The organism is Rathayibacter sp. VKM Ac-2762 (assembly GCF_009866585.1).
In the GTDB taxonomy this organism is placed as follows: Bacteria; Actinomycetota; Actinomycetes; order Actinomycetales; family Microbacteriaceae; genus Rathayibacter.
The window spans coordinates 249259-267518 of record NZ_CP047419.1; the positions used below are offsets into that span (position 1 = coordinate 249259).

The following is an 18260-nucleotide window of genomic DNA, read 5'->3' on the forward strand; positions in this document are numbered from 1 at the left end:
GCACGGGATCCCGTCCGTTCCTCCGTTCCCCGAGAGCACGGAACGCCGCGGAGTCCAGTCCCCCTCCCGCAGTGCGGCGGAGCAGTAGGGTCGCATCATGCCGCTCCCGATCCCGACGCTCACCGAGGGTCGTGTCACCGTCCGCCCCATCCGCGTGCGCGACGCCCGCCCTCTCGAGCGGGAGCTGATCGCGAACCGGTCGTGGCTGCGCCAGTGGGAGGCGTCCGACCCCCGGGGAGGCGCCGCGTTCGACGTGCGCGCCAGCATCCGCTCGCTGCAGCAGAACGCGCGGGCCGGCGGGGGAGTGCCGTTCCTCATCGACTGGGACGGCGAGCTCGCCGGGCAGCTCAACATCTCGAACATCGGGTACGGCTCGCTCTCCTCCGGGTCGATCGGCTACTGGGTGTCCGAGCGCTATGCCGGGCGGGGGATCACTCCGATCGCCGTGGCCCTCGCGGCCGACCACGCCTTCCTCGACCTGGGCCTGCACCGGATCGAGATCTGCATCCGCCCGGAGAACCGGCCGAGCCTGCGCGTGGTCGAGAAGCTCGGTTTCCGCTACGAGGGCCTGCGGCGGCGCTTCATCCACATCAACGGCGACTGGCGCGACCACTTCTGCTTCGCCCTCGTGGCGGAGGAGGTGCCCCGCGGCGTGCTCCGCCGCTACCTCGACGGGCAGGTCCCGTCGGAGGTCGGCGTGCCGACCGACGCGGACCTCCGCGCCTCGCGCCGCTCGGGTCTCTCCGGACCCTCCGACGGCGCCGGTGTCCCTCCGACGGGGCCCCGACTGATCCGCGATCCGCACGGACACACCTACCCGTAATGACGGACGGGAGTGCCCGGTGCTCCTAGCGTTGTCCGCATGAGTAGCGACTGGCTGGGCGGGGGCGTCGTCTGGGCGCTCGCCGCCGTTCTGTGGGTCGCCTACCTGATCCCCACGTGGATGCGCAGGCGGTCGTACAACGCGACCGAGCGCAACGCGGTGAGGCTGCAGCAGACGCTGCGGATCCTCGCCGAGACCGCGGAAGTGCCCGAGCACGTGCGTGCGGAGGCGACGGCCCGCGAGGTGGCGCTGCAGCAGCGCCGGCTCCGGGTGACCGAGACACGACGACGAGCCGAAGAGAAGGCACAGGCGATGGAGCTGGCACAGGCGGAGAAGGCGGCGCGCGACGCGCTGCGACGGGCGACCGCGAGCGCACGGCGGAGCACGCGGTCAGGGCCCTCGGTCCTGCGCTGGCGCCAGGGCGCCGCGCTGGCCGTGCTGGTCGGCGCGGTCGCCGCGCTGGTCGGGCTCGTGATGCTGCCGTTCGGCGGCACGGGCGCGGTGCCGCTCGTCGGCCTGCTCCTCGCCGTCGCGGGGCTCGGCACGCTGATCCTGCTGGCGCCGGGTCGCCGCCGCGCCGCCGCTCCGGCCGCGACAGCGACGACGGCCGCCGCGACCGAGCGCCGGCGCGCCGAGGTCTTCGAGGCCGAGCTCGCCGAGGAGGCCGCGGACGACGCCTCCGAGGAGCTCGCCGAGGACCGTGCGAGCTGGACGCCGCAGCCGCTCCCCAAGCCGCTCTACCTGTCCCGGGGCACGGTCGCCGCCTCCGCGATGGCGTCGATCGACGCCGTGGAGCGCCTGCGCACCGCTGCGGCGGAGGCGGAGCTCGCCCAGCGCGCCGCCGCGACCGCTCCCGAAGTGGCGCCGCTGCGCGTCCCGCGTGCCGCCGCTCCCGCTCCCGAGGCCCCGCGTCCCTCCTCCCGCTTCGCCGCCATGGGCGTCGTGGACGGCGTCGACGCGATCGACCTCGACCAGGCGCTGCAGCGCCGCCGCGGGGCCTGACCCGAGTGCGAGGCGCCTGCTCGTCCGTGCTAGTGTGGACGAGTTGTTCGGGCCGGTGACGGCTCGGAAGGCACGGGTCCGTGGCGCAGTTGGTAGCGCGCTTCGTTCGCAATGAAGAGGTCAGGGGTTCGAATCCCCTCGGATCCACCACAACGGAAGGCCCGCTCGAGAGAGCGGGCCTTCTGCGTTCTCCCGGCGGCCCGCTCAGCGAGAACGTGCTGGTCGCGCTCGCCGTCTGCCCTGCCGTTCCCGCCCTGCGGCCGAAGGCCGGTCCTCCGCGGTGAGCAGCCGTCGTGCTCGCGGCCGCCCGTCTCTCACCTTCCGGATCCCTCCCGCCGATCGCCGACAGACGTCCTCCGTGTCCCCCATCCGGGCCGCGCCGGACGGGAGCCGCCCTCCTCCGGTCCGTCGGGGGATCCGCAGCGACGTACGCTCGCCCCTCGTGCTCTCGCAGCACGCGAGGCACTCGAGCGACGGACGACATGGGGACGGGACGACATGGGGACCACAGCACACAGGGGACGGCGGAGAGCGGCAGGGGTCGGCGCGGGGGCGATCGCGCTCCTGGCGGGGCTCCTGGCGGCACCGCCGGCGCAGGCGTCCGGGACGCAGACGCTGCTCGCGCTCGGCGACTCGATCACGCGCGCGGCGACGACCTGCGGGGTGAACCGCGACTGCGTCGAGAACTCCTGGGCGACGGGATCGGCGCCCGCGGTCGACTCGATCGCGAGCCGGATGGCGGCGGCGGATCCGCGGACGGCGGTCCGCGCGGTGAACTACGCGAAGTCGGGCGCGGTCATCAGCGGAGTCGAGTCGCGGATCGACGCCGCGGTCGCGGCCGGGGAGGAGCCGGACGTGGTCACGCTGCTGATCGGCGGCAACGACCTCTGCTCGCTGAGCCTCTCGCCCGACTCCCGCGACGGCTACGCGATGACGCCCGCGGCCTCCTTCGCCGCGTCGGCGACCCGGATCCTGCGCTCGATCGGCGAGGAGTGGCCGGAGGCGACGGTGCTCGTCGGCTCGGTCCCGGACATCGAGTCGGAGTGGGAGGCCGTGAAGCCGACGCCGGGCGCCGCGATCTGGGCCTGGGGCGGGGTCTGCCGGACCCAGCGCGGAGTCGACGCCACGACCGGAGCCCCGCTGACCGGCTCGGCCTACACCGCCTCGCTCGCGGCGGCGGAGGACCGGGAGGCCGACTTCAACGAGGCACTCGAATCGGCCTGCGCGTCCGCCGCGAACGACTGCGTCTGGGACGGCGGCGCCCTCACGGCGGCTCCGATCTCGCTCGACCAGCTCTCGACGGACGTCGACTACTTCCACCCGAACGTCGCCGGCCAGGCGATGATCGCGGAGGAGCTGTGGACGGCCTGGGGCCTCGGCGACGAACCGGCTCCGGCTCCGACCCCGACTCCCACGTCGGCGCCCACCGCGGCTCCTGCTCCGGCACCCACGGGCTCGCCCGCGCCGTCCCGCGACACCACGGCTCCGAAGACCGTCATCACCGCGCCGACGAGCGGATCGACGGTGCGCGGCTCTGTCACCCTGGTCGCCACCGCCAAGGACGACGTCGGCACGACGAAGCTGAGCTTCTGGAGCGGAGCCACGCGGCTGGGCGACGCGACGAGGGCGTCGGACGGCACGTGGCGCCTGACCGTCTCGGCCTCCTCCTACCCGGCCGGGCGGTACGCGATCGTCGCGCACGCCTACGACGCCGCAGGGAACCTCGGGCGGAGCTCTTCGATCACCCTCAAGCGCTGAGCGGCTGAGGGGGCCGTCCGTCACCGGCCCCCTCAGCCCCGCGCGACGAGCAGCACGTCGGGACGATCCCAGTTCTCGACGGTCTGCAGCACCCAGAAGATCCCGAAGAGGGCGAGCGCGACGGCCTCGCCGAGCAGGAGCCACTGCTCGCCGAGAAGTTCCGCTCCCCGCCCCGTGAGAAGCAGGAGCACCAGCGCCGCATCGACCGCGGCGATCAGCACCGCGAGAACGGCGTAGCAGCGGGAGTAGAAGCGCGGCGTCCCCGGCCCGCTCGCTCCCTCCTCGCGCACCGCGACGGCGTGCAGACCCGCGGTGACGGCGATGAGGAGGAAGAAGACGCCGGCGGCGGCGTAGTGGCCGAGCCGCAGGAACGACGGGAGCGTGCTCCAGGCCGCCAGAGCGATCAGGAGGGCGGCGGCGATCGCGGTGCGGACGAGCGCCCAGCGGTCGAGGACCCGGTCGAGGGCGAGCAGGATCACGGAGGCGATGAGGACGGCCGCGGCCGTGACCAGGTAGGCGGGCAGTGAGGCGGCGACCTCACCCGCGGCCGTCGCGGGAAGGCACGACGCCCCTCCCGCCGGGCACACCGCTCCCTGGAGGCGCTGCAGCTCCTCCGAGGCGAGGGGCACCGGCACGATCGCGATGACCGGCGCCGTCATGCCCGCCAGCAGCAGGAGGAAGCGCCGCACGCTCCTCCCGGCGAGGACGACCAGCGCGACGCCGACCGCGAAGAGCGCCCCGGTGAAGAGGGAGCGGACCGGGGTGTAGTACGAGGCGCTGATCGAGCGCAGCGGGCCTCCGACGACGAGCTGGTGGACGAGGCCGGCCGTGAGGAGCACCACGGCCGCCACCAGGGAGAGGCGGACGTAGCGGTAGGTGCGGAGGGAGGAGACGGCGCCGCCCCCGCCCAGCGCGTCGCCGCGGGCCACCCGGCTACTCCGCGCGCAGGCCGGAGGAGGCGAGGGCGAAGTCGACGTCGATGCGGATGGCGACGCGGAGGGGGTTCGGGCGCGGGGTGCGGTAGCGCTGGGAGTAGAGCTCGACGGCGTGCTGCACGGCGTCGGGCTCCTCCTCGATCGTCGCCGGACCGCCCAGGCTCAGCCACCGGATGCCGTCGACCTGCCCGACCGTCGCGGTGCCGCCCCGCCGGACGTTGAGCACCTTCTGGCTCTCGCGGGAGGTGATGACGCGGACGACACTGTCCTCGTAGGTGAAGCCCACGGCGACCACGTGCAGGCGGCCCTGGCGGCCGGGGGTGGAGAGGGTGGCCAGGTGGCGCTCGGTGACGAAGGCGAGGCCGTCGGCGCTCAGGATGCTCATCCCGCGAGCGTAGCCGGAGGCGCCGACGCGCTCCTGGGGGCGGACCGCCGGTCAGCCCTCGAGGATCAGCGCCTCGCCCTGGCCGCCTCCGCCGCAGAGCGCGGCGACGCCGAGCCCGCCGCCCCGGCGCCGGAGGGCCAGCGCCAGGTGCAGGGCCAGCCGTGCTCCGGAGGCGCCCACCGGGTGGCCGAGCGCGATCGCCCCGCCGTCGACGTTGACCGCCTCGGGCTCGACGCCGAGATCGTCCGCCGACTGGAGGACGACGGAGGCGAACGCCTCGTTGATCTCGATCAGGTCCAGGTCGGACACCGCTGCACCGCGGCGGCCGAGCGCCCGGAGGATCGCCGCCGACGGCTGTGAATGCAGGGAGTTGTCCGGTCCGGCGACCTGCCCGTGCTCGGCGACGGTCGCGAGCCAGGGCAGTCCGCGCTCGCGGGCCCAGCCGCGGGACACGACGACCAGCGCGGCGGCGCCGTCCGTGATCGGGGACGAGCTGCCCGCCGTGATCGTGCCCTCGGGCGAGAACGCGGGGGCCAGCCGGGCGAGCGTCTCGACCGTGCTGTCCTCCCGGATCCCGTCGTCGGCGGACACGACGAGGTCCGGTCCGCGCCGCTGCGGAACCGCGACCGGCACGATCTCCTCGGCGAGCACGCCCGTGGACCGTGCCGCGGCGGCCCGCTGGTGCGAGAGCGCGGCGAAGGCGTCCTGGCGCTCGCGGCGGATGCCCCGTGCGGCGTTGCCGTCGTCGGTCACCCTCCCCATCAGGCGGCGGTCGAACGGATCGAGCAGGCCGTCGTGGAGGAGTGCGTCCTCGAGCGGACGCGGACCGACACCCAGGCCCGAGCGGGATCCGAGCAGGAGGTGCGGCGCGTTGGTCATCGACTCCTGCCCTCCGGCGACGACCACCTGCGCCTCGCCGAGCCGGATCATCCGCGCCGCGTCGATCACCGCGGTGAGACCCGACAGGCAGAGCTTGTTGATCGTGACCGCCGGGACGTCCCAGCCCAGGCCCGCGAGGACCGCGGCCTGCCGGGCGGGGCCCTGACCGGCTCCGGCCTGGATCACCTGGCCGAGCACGACCGCGTCGACGTCGGCCGCGGAGGCGCCCGAGCGCTCGAGAGCCCCTCGGATCGCAGCGGCGCCGAGCTCGACGCCCGAGAGCGGCGCGAAGGCTCCGGAGAAGCGGGCGAACGGGGTGCGGGCGCCCCCCAGGATCACGGGGGTGGTGTCGTCAGTGGACACGGGGACTCCTTCTCGACGGTGAGAGCGGGGGAAGCGGTGGGGAGACGGATGCCGGATGCCGGCCCGGGTCAGGGAACGAGCAGGATCTTCCCGCGGACGTGGCCGTCCTTGCTGAGCCGATGCGCCTCGGCGGCCTGCTCGAGCGGGAGGCGCGGACCGGTCGCGACCGCGAAGCGCCCCTCGCTCGCCAGTCGGGCGGCGAGCGGCACGCCCTCGCGGCGGAGGCGCTGCTCCTTTTCGGTCAGCGGCACGGGACTGCCGCCGCTCCACGCCCGGATGCCCAGCTCTGCCGCACGAGGGCCGGCGACCACCGTTCCGACGTGCTGCGGATCCGCCACCAGCGCGAGCGAGGCGGCGAGCGCCTCGTCCGTCCCGGCCGCGTCGAGCACGCGGTCGACGCCCTCGGGCGCTGCGGCGCGCAGCCGCTCGAGCAGCCCGGGCCCGTAGGCGACCGGCACCGCTCCGAGCGCGCGCAGCGCCTCGTGGTTCGCCGGGCTCGCCGTGGCGATCACCCGGGCTCCGCGGTCGACGGCGAACTGGATCGCCGCCCGTCCTACCGCGCCGGCGCCCGCGTGCACCACGAACGTCGATCCCTCCGCAACGCCGAGCGAGACCACCGCCTGGTAGGCGGTGGAGACCGGGATGCCGAGCGCGGCCGCCTCCTCGAAGCCGAGTCCGTCGGGGAGCGGATCGAGGGAGTCGGGGGTGACCGCGACGGCGGTCGCGTAGGTGCCGGTGGCGCCGCTGACGATCACCCGGTCTCCGACGCTCCAACCGGTCACGCCCGGACCGACGGCGGAGACCACGCCGGAGCCGTCCGACCCGAGCCTCCGCGGACCGTCGAACGGCGGGCTCGGGCGCAGGCCGGAGCGCACCTTCCACTCGATCGGGTTCACGCCGGCCGCGCGGACGGCGACCACCACGGTGCCGGGCCCCGCCTCGGGCTCCGGCGCCTCGACGGTCTCGAGCACCTCGGGCCCGCCGATCCGCTCGTACTGCACGATCCTCGCCATGTCGTCCTCCTCCTCGCGGGCCACCGCCCGCTCCGGTCGCCTCAGTCCAGCAGACTCTCGCGCACCTGGCGGCGCAGCACCTTGCCGATCAGCGAGGTCGGCAGCTCGTCCACCGGGACGATCCGCTTGGGCACCTTGTAGGGCGTCAGGTGCAGCCGGCAGAAGTCGCGCAGCGCCTCCGGATCCACGGCCGTCCCGGCCCGCAGGACCACGGCCGCCGCGACGCTCTCGCCGCCGTCCTCGCGGGGGAGCCCGACGACGGCCGCGCGCGTCACGTCCGGGTGCGACTCCAGCACTCCCTCGACCTCGGAGGGGGAGACGTTGAAGCCGCCGGTGATGATGAGCTCCTTGGCCCGGTCGACGATCGTCACGAAGCCGTCGGCCGAGACGGTCGCGATGTCGCCCGTGCGCAGCCAGCCGCCGGGGAGGAGGGCCTCGGCCGTCTCCTCCGGCCGCTTCCAGTACCCCTGGAACACCTGCGGCCCCCGGAGCAGGAGCTCGCCGGACTCGCCCGGGCCGCGGTCGACCGACGGATCGGCGGGGTCGACGAGGCGGATCGTCGTGCTGGGGAACGGCACGCCCACGGTGCCGGGCCGGCGGGTCGGGCCGACCGGGTTCCCGAGGGCGACCGGCGAGCTCTCGGTCATGCCGTAGCCCTCGACCAGGAGTCCCCGGCTCGCGCGCTCCCAGCGGTCGACCGTCGCGACCGGCAGGCTCATCGCTCCCGAGATCGCGAAGCGGATGCCGCGCAGGTCGAGCTCGTGGCGCTCGGAGGCGCGGGCCAGCGCGTCGTACACGGGCGGCACCGCGGGGAGGAAGGTGGGCGGCGACGACTTCGCGGCCGCCTTCACGAGGCCGACGTCGAAGGTCGGGAACAGCACGACCTTCGCGCCGATGCTGATCGCGAAGGTCAGGCACAGCGTCAGCCCGTAGGCGTGGAACAGGGGGAGCACCGCGTAGAACGTCTCGTCGCCCTCGCGCAGGCCCGGCACCCAGGCGCGGCCCTGCAGGGCGTTCGCACGGAGGTTCGCGTGCGAGAGGATCGCGCCCTTGGGCGTCCCGGTGGTCCCGCTCGTGTACTGCAGCAGGGCCGTGTCGCCGAGGACCGGGCGGGGGTGCGAGCGCGCGATGCGGCGGTTCTTCAGCAGCGACGCGAAGGGCAGCAGGGAGCGGCTGCGGGGGGTCGCGGTGAGCTTCTCGCGTGACCGGCGCACCGACGGCAGGGGGAGCCGTAGCGCCAGGCGCTTGCCGAGCGGGAAGGAGCGGGTGAGGTCGACGGAGACGACGCGCTCGATGCCCAGGTCGGCGGGCATGGTCGCGACCACGTCGGCGATCTTGTCCCAGACGACCGCGAACCGGGCGCCGTGGTCCTCGAACTGCCGCCGCAGCTCGCGCGGCGTGTAGAGCGGGTTGTGCTCGACCACGATCGCTCCGAGGCGGAGAGCGGCGTAGAACGCCACCACGTGCTCCGGGCAGTTCGGGAGCACCAGCGCGACGCGGTCGCCGGCGCGCACGCCCAGGCGCCGCAGGCCCTCCGCCGCGCGCGCGACCTGCTCGCCGAGCTCGGCGTAGCTGGTCTCGGCGCCGAAGAACTCGAGGGCGGTGCCGCGGCGGTACCGCGCGACCGAGTCCTCGAGCAGGTCGACGAGGGTCTGGGTGGGGGGGTCGATCTCGGCGGGCACGCCCTCCGCGTAGGAGGTCAGCCACGGCTTCGTCGCCAGGTTCGAGGATCCGGAGGTCACGGGCCGAGTATCGGGCACCCGCCTCCGCACTTCCTCCGAGGCGCGCGGAGGGGGTGCCGCACCGGGCGCGGGAGCGGCAGGCTGGCGGCATGAGCGCAGCCATCGACCTCCTCCGCGACGCCTTCGGCCGGGTGCACGAGAACGTGCACGCCGTCCTCGACGACAGCACCCCCGATCAGCTCGCGTTCCGCGCGGACGCCCGCTCGAACTCGCCCGCCTGGCTCGTCTGGCATCTCGTCCGGGTGCAGGACGACCACCTCGCCCCGCTCGCCGGCCACGAGCAGGTGTGGACGGCCGACGGCTTCCACGGCCGGTCCGGCCTGCCCTTCGGGCCCGACGAGACCGGCTACGGGCAGGAGCCGGCCGAGGTGGCGGCGCTCGCCGCGGTGCCGGCCGCGCTGCTCGCGGAGTACGCCGACGCCGTGCACCGGCAGACGCTCGCCCTCCTCGACACGCTCGGCGACGAGGACCTCGAGCGCGTCGTCGACGAGCAGTGGGATCCGCCGGTGACCCTCGGGGTGCGGCTGGTCTCGGTGATCGACGACGACACGCAGCACGTCGGCCAGGCCGCGTACGCGAAGGGTCTCGCCGAGCGCTCGGCGCGCTGAGCCCGGCCTCTACGCTGGCGGGATGCGCGCGCTCCGGACCCTGCCCGCGAGCGCGGTCCTCGCCCTCGCCACCGCGCTGACCCTCGTCGGCTCCTGGATCCCCTCCTACTGGAACGACGAGGCCGCGACCCTCCGCCTGGCGCGGCTCCCGGTGGGGGAGCTCCTCGCCTTCGTGCAGGAGAAGGACGCGGTGCACCTGGTCTACGGCCTGATGATGCACGGCTGGATCGCGATCGCCGGGGAGTCGGAGCTCGCGGTGCGGGCGCCGTCCGCTCTCGCCACGGGAGCGGCGGCGGCGGGCGTCGCCGTCCTGCTGCGATCGTTCGACCGGCCCCGGGCGGCACTCCTCGCCGCCGCGGTGCTCGTGCTGCTCCCGCGGTCCTCGTTCTCGGGGACCGAGGCGCGGTCCTCCGCTCTGGCCACCGTGCTCGTGGTGGGAGCGGCGGTCCTCGTCGTGCGGGCGGCCCGCTTCGGAGGAGCCCTGCGCTGGATCGCGTTCGCGGCCGTCGCGGGTCTGGCGGACGCGGTGTTCCTCTACTCCGTGCTGGTGCTGCCGGCTCTCGTCGCGCTCGCCGCGGCCGCGGCGCCCCGGGGTGCCGTGCGGGCTCTCGCGGCGAGCGCCCTCTCTGCACTGGGCGCCGTGCCGGTGCTGCTCCTCGCCGCCGGGCAGAGCGGCCAGGTCGGCTGGCTCCGCTCGCAGCCCGTGACCGCGTTCACCGTCCTGGTCGAGCCGTTCTGCGGATCCGCGTGGTGGCTGGCCGGGATCGCCGTCGCGCTCCTCGCGGTCGCCGCGGTGCGGGGCGGCATGCGCGGGCCGCTCCTGCCGGCCCTCGTCCTCTGGATCGTGCTGCCGACGGCGGTGCTGGTGCTCGGGACCCTCCTCGTCGAGCCGATGTTCACTCCGCGCTACCTCGCGTCGAGCACGCCCGCCCTCGCGGTCCTCCTCGGCCTCGCGCTCGACTCGTTCAGGGCCCGGACGGGCGTCGCCCTCCTCGCCCTGATCGCGGTGGCCGCACTGCCGGTCCTCGTGCAGATGCGCACGGTCACCGGGAAGCCGGCCGGGCAGGATCTCCGCGGTCTGGCGGCCGCCGTCGAGGAGCGGGCCCGTCCGGGCGACGCCGTCCTCCTCGGCTCCTCCGGGACGGTCTCGCTCCGGCCCCGCCTGGCGCTCGCCGCCTACCCGGAGGCGTTCGCGGGCGTGGACGATGTCGCCCTCGCCGCTCCGTACGGGACGACGGGCACGTATTCGGACGTCCTGCTGGAGGGCGAGGCGCTGCGCGCCGCGCTCGCCGGGGAGGACCGGGTCTGGCAGGCGCTGCCGGAGGGCGAGGCGGACGCGGTGCTCGCTGAGGCGGGGTTCGTCGCGCGCGAGCGGATCCGGGTGCCGACGACCGTGCTGACGCTGTGGGAGCGTCCGGAGGGCCGCTGATCCGGAGCGCTCGGGGCGTCGCAGCCCCGGAGTGGAGAGACGCCGGAGTGCCCGGAGCCCCGCCGACGGGGAGCCGCTACCCTTGTCCCCGGCGCCGTCGCAGAGCGGTGGCGTCCGCGGAGCGAGGACCGCGCCACCGAGAGGACCCGAACGTGACGTTGCCCGAGACCACCACCACCGCCATCGCGAAGCGGAAGGGGCGCGACGTCGCCCCCGAGATCGCGCGCTCCTGGCTGCTGGTGAACGCCACCCGCACCGAGACGTTCGACGCCGCGCACGCGTCCCGCGCCGACCAGATCGTCCTCGACATCGAGGACGCGGTCGACCCCAAGGCGAAGCCCGACGCGCGGACCGACGTCGCGGAGTGGCTGACCGGCGAGAAGCGCGCCTGGGTCCGCATCAACGACCACTCCACCCCGTTCTGGTCCGACGACGTCGACGCGCTGAAGGGCCTGCCCGGCCTCGCCGGCGTCATGCTCGCCAAGACCGAGGCCGCTGAGCACGTCACCGAGACCTTCGATCGCCTCGGCGGCTCCACCCCGGTGCTCGCCCTGGTCGAGTCCGCCCTCGGCATCGAGGAGGCGGTCTCGATCGCCCGCGCCCGCGGCACCTTCCGCCTCGCGTTCGGCAGCGGCGACTACCGCCGCGACACCGGCACCAGCGCCGACGACCTCGCGATGGCCTACCCGCGCTCGCGCCTGGTCGTCGCCTCGCGCATCGGCGACCTGCCCGGCCCGATCGACGGACCGACCGTCTCGAACAGCCACCCCGTGCTGCGCGAGCAGTCCGCGCTCACGGTCTCGCTCGGCCTCACCGGGAAGCTCTGCCTCGACACCGAGCAGCTCGCCGTGATCAACGAGGTCATCAGCCCGACGCCGTCCGACGTCGCCTGGGCCCGCGACTTCCTCGACGACTTCGAGGCCCGCGGCCGCGTCATCCGCGACGGCAGCGACCTGCCCCGGCTGGGCCGCGCCAAGAAGATCGACAAGCTGGCCACGGCGTTCGGCGTCAACCCGCTGTGATCCGTCGCGGGGAGGGCGCCTCCGCGGCACACTGAGGGAGCCGCGGAGACCCTCCCGCGCAGGACGGAGACTCCGATGGGCGCGGTCAGCACCTTCCTCTGGTTCGACGACGGCGCGGGGGAGGCGGCGCGCTTCTACACGGAGCTGGTGCCGAACTCGCGGATCACCGGAAGCCAGGTGCTGCCGGAGGGCTCCCCGTCGCCCGGCGAGGTGCTGTCGGTGACGTTCGAGCTCGACGGGCAGCGGTTCCAGGCGATCAACGCCGGGCCGCGGTTCCCGTTCACCCAGGCCGTCTCCATCGTCGTGACCGTCGGCGACCAGTCCGAGCTCGACCGGCTGTGGGACGCCCTGATCGCGGACGGCGGCGAGGAGAGCCGGTGCGGCTGGCTCCGCGACCGCTGGGGGCTGTCCTGGCAGATCGTGCCGGAGGTCCTCCCGCGTCTGCTCGGAGGCGCCGACCCCGAGGCGTCCGCGCGCGCGCTGCAGGCGATGCTCGCGATGAGCCGCCTCGACATCGCGGAGCTGGAGCGGGCCCATGCCGGCGCGTGACTCCGCCCGCCCGCGCCGCTCGACCTCGCTGCGGCGCGCGTACCTCCGCGACTACCGCTACGCCTACGGCTCGCGCTTCGTGCACCTGCGGGAGGGCTGGGACGTGTCGCGGTACGCGTCCGGCGACGGCGCTCCGGTGCTGCTCATCCCCGGCATCTACGAGACGTGGCAGTTCCTCCGGCCCATCGCCGAGAGGCTGCACGCGGCGGGCCATCCGATCCACGTGCTGCCCGCGCTCGGCTACAACACGCGGCCGATCGTCGCGTCGGCCGGACTCGGCCAGGACTACCTGCGCGAGCACGATCTGCGCGGAGTCGTCGTCGTCGCGCACAGCAAGGGCGGCCTGATCGGCAAGCACATGATGGTCGTCGACGACCGCGAGGACGGGCGGATCGAGCGGATGATCGCCGTCTCGACCCCGTTCAACGGCTCGTCGCTCGCACGGATCGCCCCGGCGCGGGCGCTCCGGGAGTTCGCACCCCACCGCCCGCTGATCCGCACCCTGCTGGCCGAGCGCGAGGCCGACGCGCGCATCACGTCGATCTACGGGATGCGCGACCAGTACATCCCCGGAGGGAGCCGCCTCGCCGGGGCGCGCGAGAACATCGCGGTCTCGGTGGTCGGCCACTTCGCGCTGCTCTCGAGCCCGAAGGTGCTCGACCTCATCGCGGCCCGGGTCTGAGGCCGGACGGGATCCGCTGGGCTCGCCGCCCACGTGAGGCGCCTGCCGTGCGGCGCGACCGCGACCGGAGGACGGCCGCCTCAGCGACGGGCCGAGCCGCCCGCCGCGCTCAGGACCAGGGAGTGAGCAGCACGAGCGGGATCTGCCGCTCGGTCTTCGTCTGGTACTCGGCGTAGTCCGGCCACGCGGCGACCGCGCGCTCCCACCAGGCCGCGCGCAGATCGCCCTCGAGCACGCTCGCGGCGTAGTCCTTCTTCACGGGCCCGTCCTGCAGCTCGACGTGCGGCTCCTTGAGCATGTTGCCGTACCAGACGGGGTGCTCGGGCGCGCCGCCCTTGGACGCGACGACCACGTACTCGCCCTCGTACTCGACGCGCATCAGCGCGGTCTTGCGGAGCTTCCCGCTCTTCGAGCCGACGGTGGTCAGGACGATGATGGGGCGGCCGCGGAGGAGGTTCCCCTCGGCTCCGCCGGTCCGCTCGTAGAGCTCCGCCTGCTCGCGGGCCCACTCGGACGTGCTGGGTTCGTACTCTCCGGTCAGCGGCATGCATCCGATCGTACGGCCGCGGCGGCCCCGGTGGCCGACCCGCGTGCAGGAGGATGGAGCGGTGTTCTCCGCAGACCCGTTCGACCGAGCCCGTATCGCCCTCCTGCGCGACGATCTGATCCGCGCCCGCTACGGCGTGGACGCCGTGCGGGGGCTCTGGGGCGACGAAGCGGCCGAGGCGCTGCACCGCGGCGACCGGGTCCCCGCCCGCCGCGCCCTCGAGCGCAGCGGCGACCACGACGCGCTGGCCACCCTCGCCCGCCTGTTCCTCCTGGCCGATCCCGTCTCGGCCGACGACGCGGACGAGGCGTTCGGCGCTCTCGCGCTGGAGGGGGCGGTGGAGCTCGGCCTGGTGCGCGTCGAGGCCGGAGCCGTCGTCACCGCGGCCCTCGACCTGCGCCCCTACGACGTGGTCGACCAGCGCGGCGCGGCCTCCTGGTGGATCGCCTCCGACCTCGGGGAGCTCGCCCTCGGCCGCGCGCTCGACGAGGACCACGTGCTCGGCGTCGGCGGCGCGAGCCTCACGCTGACCGGCCTGATGATCCAGCGGCCCGTCGGCCGCGTGCTCGACCTGGGGACCGGCTGCGGGATCCAGGCGCTGCACGCCTCCCGCCACGCCGAGCAGGTGGTCGCCACCGACATCTCCGAGCGCGCGCTCGCGCTCGCCTCCTTCACCGCGGCGCTCAACGGGATCGAGAACATCGAGTTCCGCCTCGGCAGCCTCTACGAGCCGGTCGCGGGGGAGCGCTTCGACCACATCGTCACGAACCCGCCGTTCGTCATCACGCCGCGAGCCGAGGGCGTCCCCTCCTACGAGTACCGCGACGGCGGGCTGGAGGGCGACGAGATCGTGCGCCGCGTGATCCTCGGAGCAGCCGAGCACCTGGTGCCCGGCGGTGTCGCGCAGCTCCTGGGGAACTGGGAGTACCGGGAGGGCGCGGACGCCTTCGACCGGATCGCGGACTGGCTCGCCGACGCCCGCAGCCCGCTGGAGCAGGCGCTCGAGGCGGGGCCCGAGGGGCTCGACGCCTGGATGGGCGGGACCGCCTCTCCGCTGGACGTCTGGGTCGTGGAGCGCGAGCGTCAGGATCCGGCGGTCTACGCCGAGACCTGGATCCGGGACGGCGGCACGACCCGCGGCCCCGCGTTCGACGCGCTGGTCGACGCCTGGCTGACCGACTTCGAGCGGCGCGGGGTGACCGGCGTCGGCTTCGGCTACGTCACGCTCCGCCTGCCCGAGCAGCCCCGCCCGCCGATCCGCCGCCTCGAGCGCATCACCACGCCGATGGCGACCGCGGGCCTGGGCGGCCACCTCGCCGCCTGCCTCGACGCGGCCGAGGCCCTCGCGTCGCTCGACGATCGCGCTCTGGCGGGTCTCGCCCTGGTCGTCGCCGGAGACGTCACGGAGGAGCGGCACTACTGGCCGGGCAACGACGATCCGACGGTGCTGCGGCTGCGGCAGGGCGGCGGCTTCGCCCGGGTCGAGGAGGTCGACACGGCGCTGGCCGCCGTGGTCGGCGCCTGCGACGGCGAGCTCTCCGTGGCGGCGATCGCGGCGGCGGTCGCCTCGCTCCTCGAGGTCGAGGAGGAGGCGGTGTCCGACTCGGTGCTGCCGCGGGTGCGCGAGCTGGTGGCGACGGGGCTGCTGCGGCTGCCTCAGGGGGAACGCGGCTAGAAGAGGGTGGCGGAGTCCTCGACGGGGGGCGCAGCGGCCGCGGCAGGCACGGCGGCGGCCGTCGGCCATCCGGGTCCGGCGTCGACGGGCTGCCGGCGCTGGTAGGCGGTCGCGGCGCTCCGGGCGCGGACGTCGGCGGCCTCGTTCATCCGGTGGTTGGCGTGCCCCTTCACCCACTCGAAGGTGACCGCCCGGCCCTGCAGCTCCTCGTCGAGCGCCTTGATGATCTCGACGTTCATCACCGGCTTGCCGTCGGCCTTGCGCCAGCCCTTCCGCTTCCAGCCCGGCAGCCACTCGGTGCAGGCCTTGATGGCGTACTGGCTGTCGCAGAGGATGTGCAGCGGCTCCTCCTCCTGCGCGGTCGCGCGCAGCAGCTCGAGCACCGCGGTGAGCTCGCCGATGTTGTTCGTGCCGTGCGACCAGCCGCCCGCGGCCCAGCGCTCGTCGTCGACGTACCAGGCCCAGCCGGCGGGGCCGGGGTTGCCCAGTGCGGACCCGTCTGCGGCGGCGATGATGCTCACGTGCGTCTCTCCTCGTGCTCTCGGTGCTCGCGCCGGTGCGGCGCCCTCCGAGGGTAGTCGGCGGGCGGGGCGGTCCGCGGCGCGCGGCGCGGAGTCAGGCGGAGGAGGAGCGGCGCGCGATCGTCACGCGCGTCGAGTACGGCATCGCGACGGTCCCGCTCCCGCCCGACTCCTCGTCCACCACGGCGTCGACCGCCGCGAGGACCGCGGCGCGCTCCTCGTCGGGCATCGCGATGACGGAGCTGCGGGACGCGAACATGTCGCGCACCCCGGCTCGGTCGAGCTCGAAGGACCACTCGAAGGCCGCGAACGCCACCCGCTCGAGAGCGGAGCCGAGCGGCGGCCGGAGCGTCTCGAAGCGCTCGGCGGTGGAGGCTCCGGCGACCTCGCCGAGCCGGCGCACCCAGGGGACCGACTCGTCGCGGATGTTCCACACCAGCGCGAGCACGCCCTCCGGCACCAGGACGCGGGCGACTTCGGCTCCCGCGCGCTCGGCGTCGACCCAGTGCCACGACTGCGCGGCGGTGACGAGCTCCGCGGAGGCGTCCGCGGCGGGGATCGCCTCGGCCGTCCCCTCCTCGGGGCGGACCCCCGGCAGATTCGAGGCGAGACGCGCGAGCATCTCCGCGTCGGGCTCGACCGCGGTCACGTCGAGGCCGCGGGACGCGAGCGACGCGGTGAACTTGCCCGTTCCCGCGCCGAGGTCCACGGCGCGCAGCCGATCGGAGGCGTCGGCTCCCGCCGCGCGGGCCCGCTCCGGGACGAAGGCGCCCGCCACCCGCGCGGGGGCGTGCCCCACGATCCAGTCGACGGCGTCGTCGGGGTAGCCGGGCCGCCCGCGGTCGTAGGCGTCGACCGCGCTGCCGAAGGAGCGTCCGAGGCCGCTCATCGCTTCTCCGCCGCTCGCGCGAGCACGTCCACCGCGTAGCCGTAGCCGGCGATGCCCGCGCCGACGATCACGGCGATCGCGACGTCCGAGAGGTAGGAGTGCTGCCGGAACGGCTCACGCCGGTGCACGTTGCTCACGTGCACCTCGACCATCGGCAGCTCGGTCGCGAGGACGGCGTCGCGGATCGCGATCGACGTGTGCGTGTACGCCCCGGCGTTGAGCACCACTCCCGAGACGGAGCCGCGAGCCGCGTGCAGCCGGTCGACGATCGCGCCCTCCGAGCTGCTCTGGAAGGTCTCGACCGTGAAGCCGTGCCGCTCGGCCGCCTCCGCCGCCAGCGCCACGGCGTCGGCGAGGGTGTCCGAGCCGTAGAGCTCGGGTTCGCGGGTGCCGAGCAGGTTCAGGTTCGGGCCGTTGAGGACGAGGATCGGCAGCTTCACGCTCCGACCCTAGCGCCGGCCGTCCCCGCGAGCGGGAGCTGCGGCAGCGCCGCGCGCAGGAGGATCAGCTCGCGCGCATGGGCGTCCAGACGCCGGTCCTCCTCGGTCCGCAGCTCGAGAGGCGGGACCGGCTCGGCCGCCCCGTCGGAGCCCCGCACCACGAAGACGCTCCGGCACTGCGTGGTCAGCTCCAGCTCGCCGGTCCGCGGGTCCCCGGAGCGCACGTGCACCGCCAGGTGCATGCTCCGGGCGCTCGTGTGGATGAGGCGCGCCTCCACCTCGACGAGATGCCCGATGCGCACCGGACGGTAGAAGTGGATCCCCCCGGAGTAGACGGCCACAGAGTCGCGGCCGGTCCAGCGCTGCGCGACCGCGTCGGCCGCCTCGTCGATCCAGCGCATCACGATCCCGCCGTGGGCGTTGCCGCCCCAGTTGACGTCTCCCGGTGCCGCGAGGAAGCGGAACACGATCCGCGGACCGGTGCCCTCCTCGGTGTACTCCTGGGCGCGCATCACGTCATGCAGCCTCCGGCGGCCCTCGATGCGCGCGGCGGCGCCCTCGGCGAGGGACAGGTCCTCGATCGAGCGGGGCCGCCACTCCGGGACCGACCGCGGCCTCTTGTCGTCGTCGACGGCCACGAACACGAGGAGGCAGTGCGTGGCGTCCTCGTAGAGGCCGGTCCGCGGATCCGCCTGCGCGACCTGCACCAGCACGTGCATGCTCGTGCGCCCGGTGTGGATGACGCGGGCGGTCGCCTCGATCAGGTTGCCGACCGAGATGGGCCGTGTGAAGTGGACGTTGCCGACGTACGCCGTCACGCAGTAGCCGCCGCTCCAGCCCACGGCGCAGGCGTAGCCGGCCTTGTCGATCCACTCGAGGACGCGGCCGGCCTGGGCGCTGCGGCCGTCGGCGGTGGCGTCCTGCGGGGCGGCGAGGAAGCGGAGCGTGATGCGGTCGGTCATGGTGCCCGTCGTCGTGGGAGCGGAAGGGGGGAGTGG

19 protein-coding genes and 1 tRNA gene are annotated in these 18260 nt (G+C 74.6%); 10 read left to right on the top strand and 10 right to left on the bottom strand.

Annotated features, from left to right (window positions below; translation table 11 throughout):
- The first annotated feature begins 97 nt into the window (after nucleotides 1-97).
- The 4 genes from GTU71_RS01300 (at nucleotide 98) to GTU71_RS01315 (ending at nucleotide 3583) form a co-directional block, all read left to right on the top strand.
- Nucleotides 98-823, top strand: a complete 726-nt coding sequence (locus GTU71_RS01300) for a GNAT family protein (RefSeq protein ID WP_104223217.1) — start codon at nucleotides 98-100, stop codon at nucleotides 821-823.
- A 39-nt stretch (nucleotides 824-862) separates the two neighbouring features.
- Nucleotides 863-1825: a hypothetical protein gene (locus GTU71_RS01305; protein ID WP_104223216.1), complete on the top strand. Its 963-nt coding sequence runs from the start codon at nucleotides 863-865 to the stop codon at nucleotides 1823-1825.
- 74 nt (nucleotides 1826-1899) lie between these two features.
- Nucleotides 1900-1975 (top strand) — tRNA-Ala (locus GTU71_RS01310).
- 348 nt (nucleotides 1976-2323) lie between these two features.
- On the top strand, nucleotides 2324-3583 hold the full coding sequence (locus GTU71_RS01315) for a GDSL-type esterase/lipase family protein (RefSeq protein WP_104329309.1): 1260 nt from the start codon (nucleotides 2324-2326) through the stop codon (nucleotides 3581-3583).
- Between the two features lie 32 nt (nucleotides 3584-3615).
- Here the strand turns inward: GTU71_RS01315 and GTU71_RS01320 are convergent, their stop codons facing one another.
- From GTU71_RS01320 to GTU71_RS01340, 5 genes are all read right to left on the bottom strand, one after another.
- Nucleotides 3616-4512: a hypothetical protein gene (locus tag GTU71_RS01320; RefSeq protein ID WP_159939132.1), complete on the bottom strand. Its 897-nt coding sequence runs from the start codon at nucleotides 4510-4512 to the stop codon at nucleotides 3616-3618.
- 4 nt (nucleotides 4513-4516) lie between these two features.
- Nucleotides 4517-4903, bottom strand: coding sequence for a pyridoxamine 5'-phosphate oxidase family protein (locus tag GTU71_RS01325; protein WP_159939133.1), 387 nt, complete (start codon nucleotides 4901-4903; stop codon nucleotides 4517-4519).
- Between the two features lie 51 nt (nucleotides 4904-4954).
- Nucleotides 4955-6145, bottom strand: a complete 1191-nt coding sequence (locus tag GTU71_RS01330) for an acetyl-CoA C-acyltransferase (RefSeq protein WP_159939134.1) — start codon at nucleotides 6143-6145, stop codon at nucleotides 4955-4957.
- Between the two features lie 68 nt (nucleotides 6146-6213).
- On the bottom strand, nucleotides 6214-7158 hold the full coding sequence (locus GTU71_RS01335; RefSeq protein ID WP_159939135.1) for an NADP-dependent oxidoreductase: 945 nt from the start codon (nucleotides 7156-7158) through the stop codon (nucleotides 6214-6216).
- Nucleotides 7159-7199: 41 nt separating this feature from the next.
- Complete coding sequence (locus tag GTU71_RS01340) at nucleotides 7200-8900, bottom strand: long-chain-fatty-acid--CoA ligase (protein ID WP_159939136.1); 1701 nt, start codon at nucleotides 8898-8900, stop codon at nucleotides 7200-7202.
- Between the two features lie 89 nt (nucleotides 8901-8989).
- On the opposite strand from GTU71_RS01340, the gene GTU71_RS01345 reads away from it, so the two are divergent.
- The 5 genes from GTU71_RS01345 (at nucleotide 8990) to GTU71_RS01365 (ending at nucleotide 13190) form a co-directional block, all read left to right on the top strand.
- Entirely contained in the window at nucleotides 8990-9508 is a 519-nt protein-coding gene (locus GTU71_RS01345; protein WP_104223209.1) for a DinB family protein, read from the top strand.
- A 22-nt stretch (nucleotides 9509-9530) separates the two neighbouring features.
- Complete coding sequence (locus tag GTU71_RS01350) at nucleotides 9531-10937, top strand: glycosyltransferase family 39 protein (protein ID WP_159939137.1); 1407 nt, start codon at nucleotides 9531-9533, stop codon at nucleotides 10935-10937.
- Between the two features lie 158 nt (nucleotides 10938-11095).
- The gene (locus tag GTU71_RS01355; RefSeq protein ID WP_208543400.1) at nucleotides 11096-11959 is read left to right on the top strand and encodes a CoA ester lyase; all 864 of its coding nucleotides are present in this window, start codon (nucleotides 11096-11098) and stop codon (nucleotides 11957-11959) included.
- 75 nt (nucleotides 11960-12034) lie between these two features.
- Complete coding sequence (locus GTU71_RS01360) at nucleotides 12035-12508, top strand: VOC family protein (protein ID WP_159939138.1); 474 nt, start codon at nucleotides 12035-12037, stop codon at nucleotides 12506-12508.
- On the top strand, nucleotides 12495-13190 hold the full coding sequence (locus GTU71_RS01365; protein ID WP_104223206.1) for an alpha/beta hydrolase: 696 nt from the start codon (nucleotides 12495-12497) through the stop codon (nucleotides 13188-13190). Before GTU71_RS01360 ends, GTU71_RS01365 begins: the two co-directional genes overlap by 14 nt.
- A gap of 109 nt (nucleotides 13191-13299) precedes the next feature.
- On the opposite strand, the gene GTU71_RS01370 is transcribed toward GTU71_RS01365, so the two are convergent.
- On the bottom strand, nucleotides 13300-13737 hold the full coding sequence (locus GTU71_RS01370) for a nitroreductase family deazaflavin-dependent oxidoreductase (RefSeq protein ID WP_159939139.1): 438 nt from the start codon (nucleotides 13735-13737) through the stop codon (nucleotides 13300-13302).
- 61 nt (nucleotides 13738-13798) lie between these two features.
- Between GTU71_RS01370 and GTU71_RS01375 the strand changes: the two genes are divergently transcribed.
- On the top strand, nucleotides 13799-15412 hold the full coding sequence (locus GTU71_RS01375) for a methyltransferase (RefSeq protein ID WP_244230600.1): 1614 nt from the start codon (nucleotides 13799-13801) through the stop codon (nucleotides 15410-15412).
- Here the strand turns inward: GTU71_RS01375 and GTU71_RS01380 are convergent.
- The 4 genes from GTU71_RS01380 to GTU71_RS01395 all read right to left on the bottom strand — a co-directional run bounded on the left by GTU71_RS01380 (nucleotide 15409) and on the right by GTU71_RS01395 (nucleotide 18224).
- Nucleotides 15409-15933, bottom strand: coding sequence for a ribonuclease H (locus GTU71_RS01380; RefSeq protein WP_104232847.1), 525 nt, complete (start codon nucleotides 15931-15933; stop codon nucleotides 15409-15411). The two genes, GTU71_RS01375 and GTU71_RS01380, sit on opposite strands and share 4 nt — an antisense overlap.
- A gap of 94 nt (nucleotides 15934-16027) precedes the next feature.
- A complete protein-coding gene (locus GTU71_RS01385; RefSeq protein WP_104261096.1) occupies nucleotides 16028-16822 on the bottom strand; it encodes a class I SAM-dependent methyltransferase in 795 nt (264 codons plus the stop codon).
- Nucleotides 16819-17262, bottom strand: coding sequence for a type II 3-dehydroquinate dehydratase (aroQ, locus tag GTU71_RS01390; protein ID WP_104283323.1), 444 nt, complete (start codon nucleotides 17260-17262; stop codon nucleotides 16819-16821). The genes GTU71_RS01385 and aroQ overlap by 4 nt, the downstream gene beginning before the upstream one ends.
- Nucleotides 17259-18224 carry a hotdog domain-containing protein gene (locus GTU71_RS01395; protein WP_159939141.1) on the bottom strand — a complete coding sequence of 322 codons (966 nt, stop codon included), beginning with the start codon at nucleotides 18222-18224 and terminating at the stop codon, nucleotides 17259-17261. The genes aroQ and GTU71_RS01395 overlap by 4 nt, the downstream gene beginning before the upstream one ends.
- Nucleotides 18225-18260: the final 36 nt, after the last annotated feature.

Excerpts from the sequence above, each read along its gene's own strand:
- GTU71_RS01385 (WP_104261096.1), bottom strand. The coding sequence starts at position 16,822 with ATGAGCGGCCTCGGACGCTCCTTCGGCAGCGCGGTCGACGCCTACGAC.
- GTU71_RS01300 (WP_104223217.1), top strand. The coding sequence starts at position 98 with ATGCCGCTCCCGATCCCGACGCTCACCGAGGGTCGTGTCACCGTCCGC.
- GTU71_RS01370 (WP_159939139.1), bottom strand. The coding sequence starts at position 13,737 with ATGCCGCTGACCGGAGAGTACGAACCCAGCACGTCCGAGTGGGCCCGC.
- GTU71_RS01345 (WP_104223209.1), top strand. The coding sequence starts at position 8,990 with ATGAGCGCAGCCATCGACCTCCTCCGCGACGCCTTCGGCCGGGTGCAC.
- GTU71_RS01335 (WP_159939135.1), bottom strand. The coding sequence starts at position 7,158 with ATGGCGAGGATCGTGCAGTACGAGCGGATCGGCGGGCCCGAGGTGCTC.
- GTU71_RS01315 (WP_104329309.1), top strand. The coding sequence starts at position 2,324 with ATGGGGACCACAGCACACAGGGGACGGCGGAGAGCGGCAGGGGTCGGC.
- GTU71_RS01325 (WP_159939133.1), bottom strand. The coding sequence starts at position 4,903 with ATGAGCATCCTGAGCGCCGACGGCCTCGCCTTCGTCACCGAGCGCCAC.
- GTU71_RS01305 (WP_104223216.1), top strand. The coding sequence starts at position 863 with ATGAGTAGCGACTGGCTGGGCGGGGGCGTCGTCTGGGCGCTCGCCGCC.
- GTU71_RS01350 (WP_159939137.1), top strand. The coding sequence starts at position 9,531 with ATGCGCGCGCTCCGGACCCTGCCCGCGAGCGCGGTCCTCGCCCTCGCC.
- GTU71_RS01365 (WP_104223206.1), top strand. The coding sequence starts at position 12,495 with ATGCCGGCGCGTGACTCCGCCCGCCCGCGCCGCTCGACCTCGCTGCGG.
- GTU71_RS01395 (WP_159939141.1), bottom strand. The coding sequence starts at position 18,224 with ATGACCGACCGCATCACGCTCCGCTTCCTCGCCGCCCCGCAGGACGCC.
- GTU71_RS01360 (WP_159939138.1), top strand. The coding sequence starts at position 12,035 with ATGGGCGCGGTCAGCACCTTCCTCTGGTTCGACGACGGCGCGGGGGAG.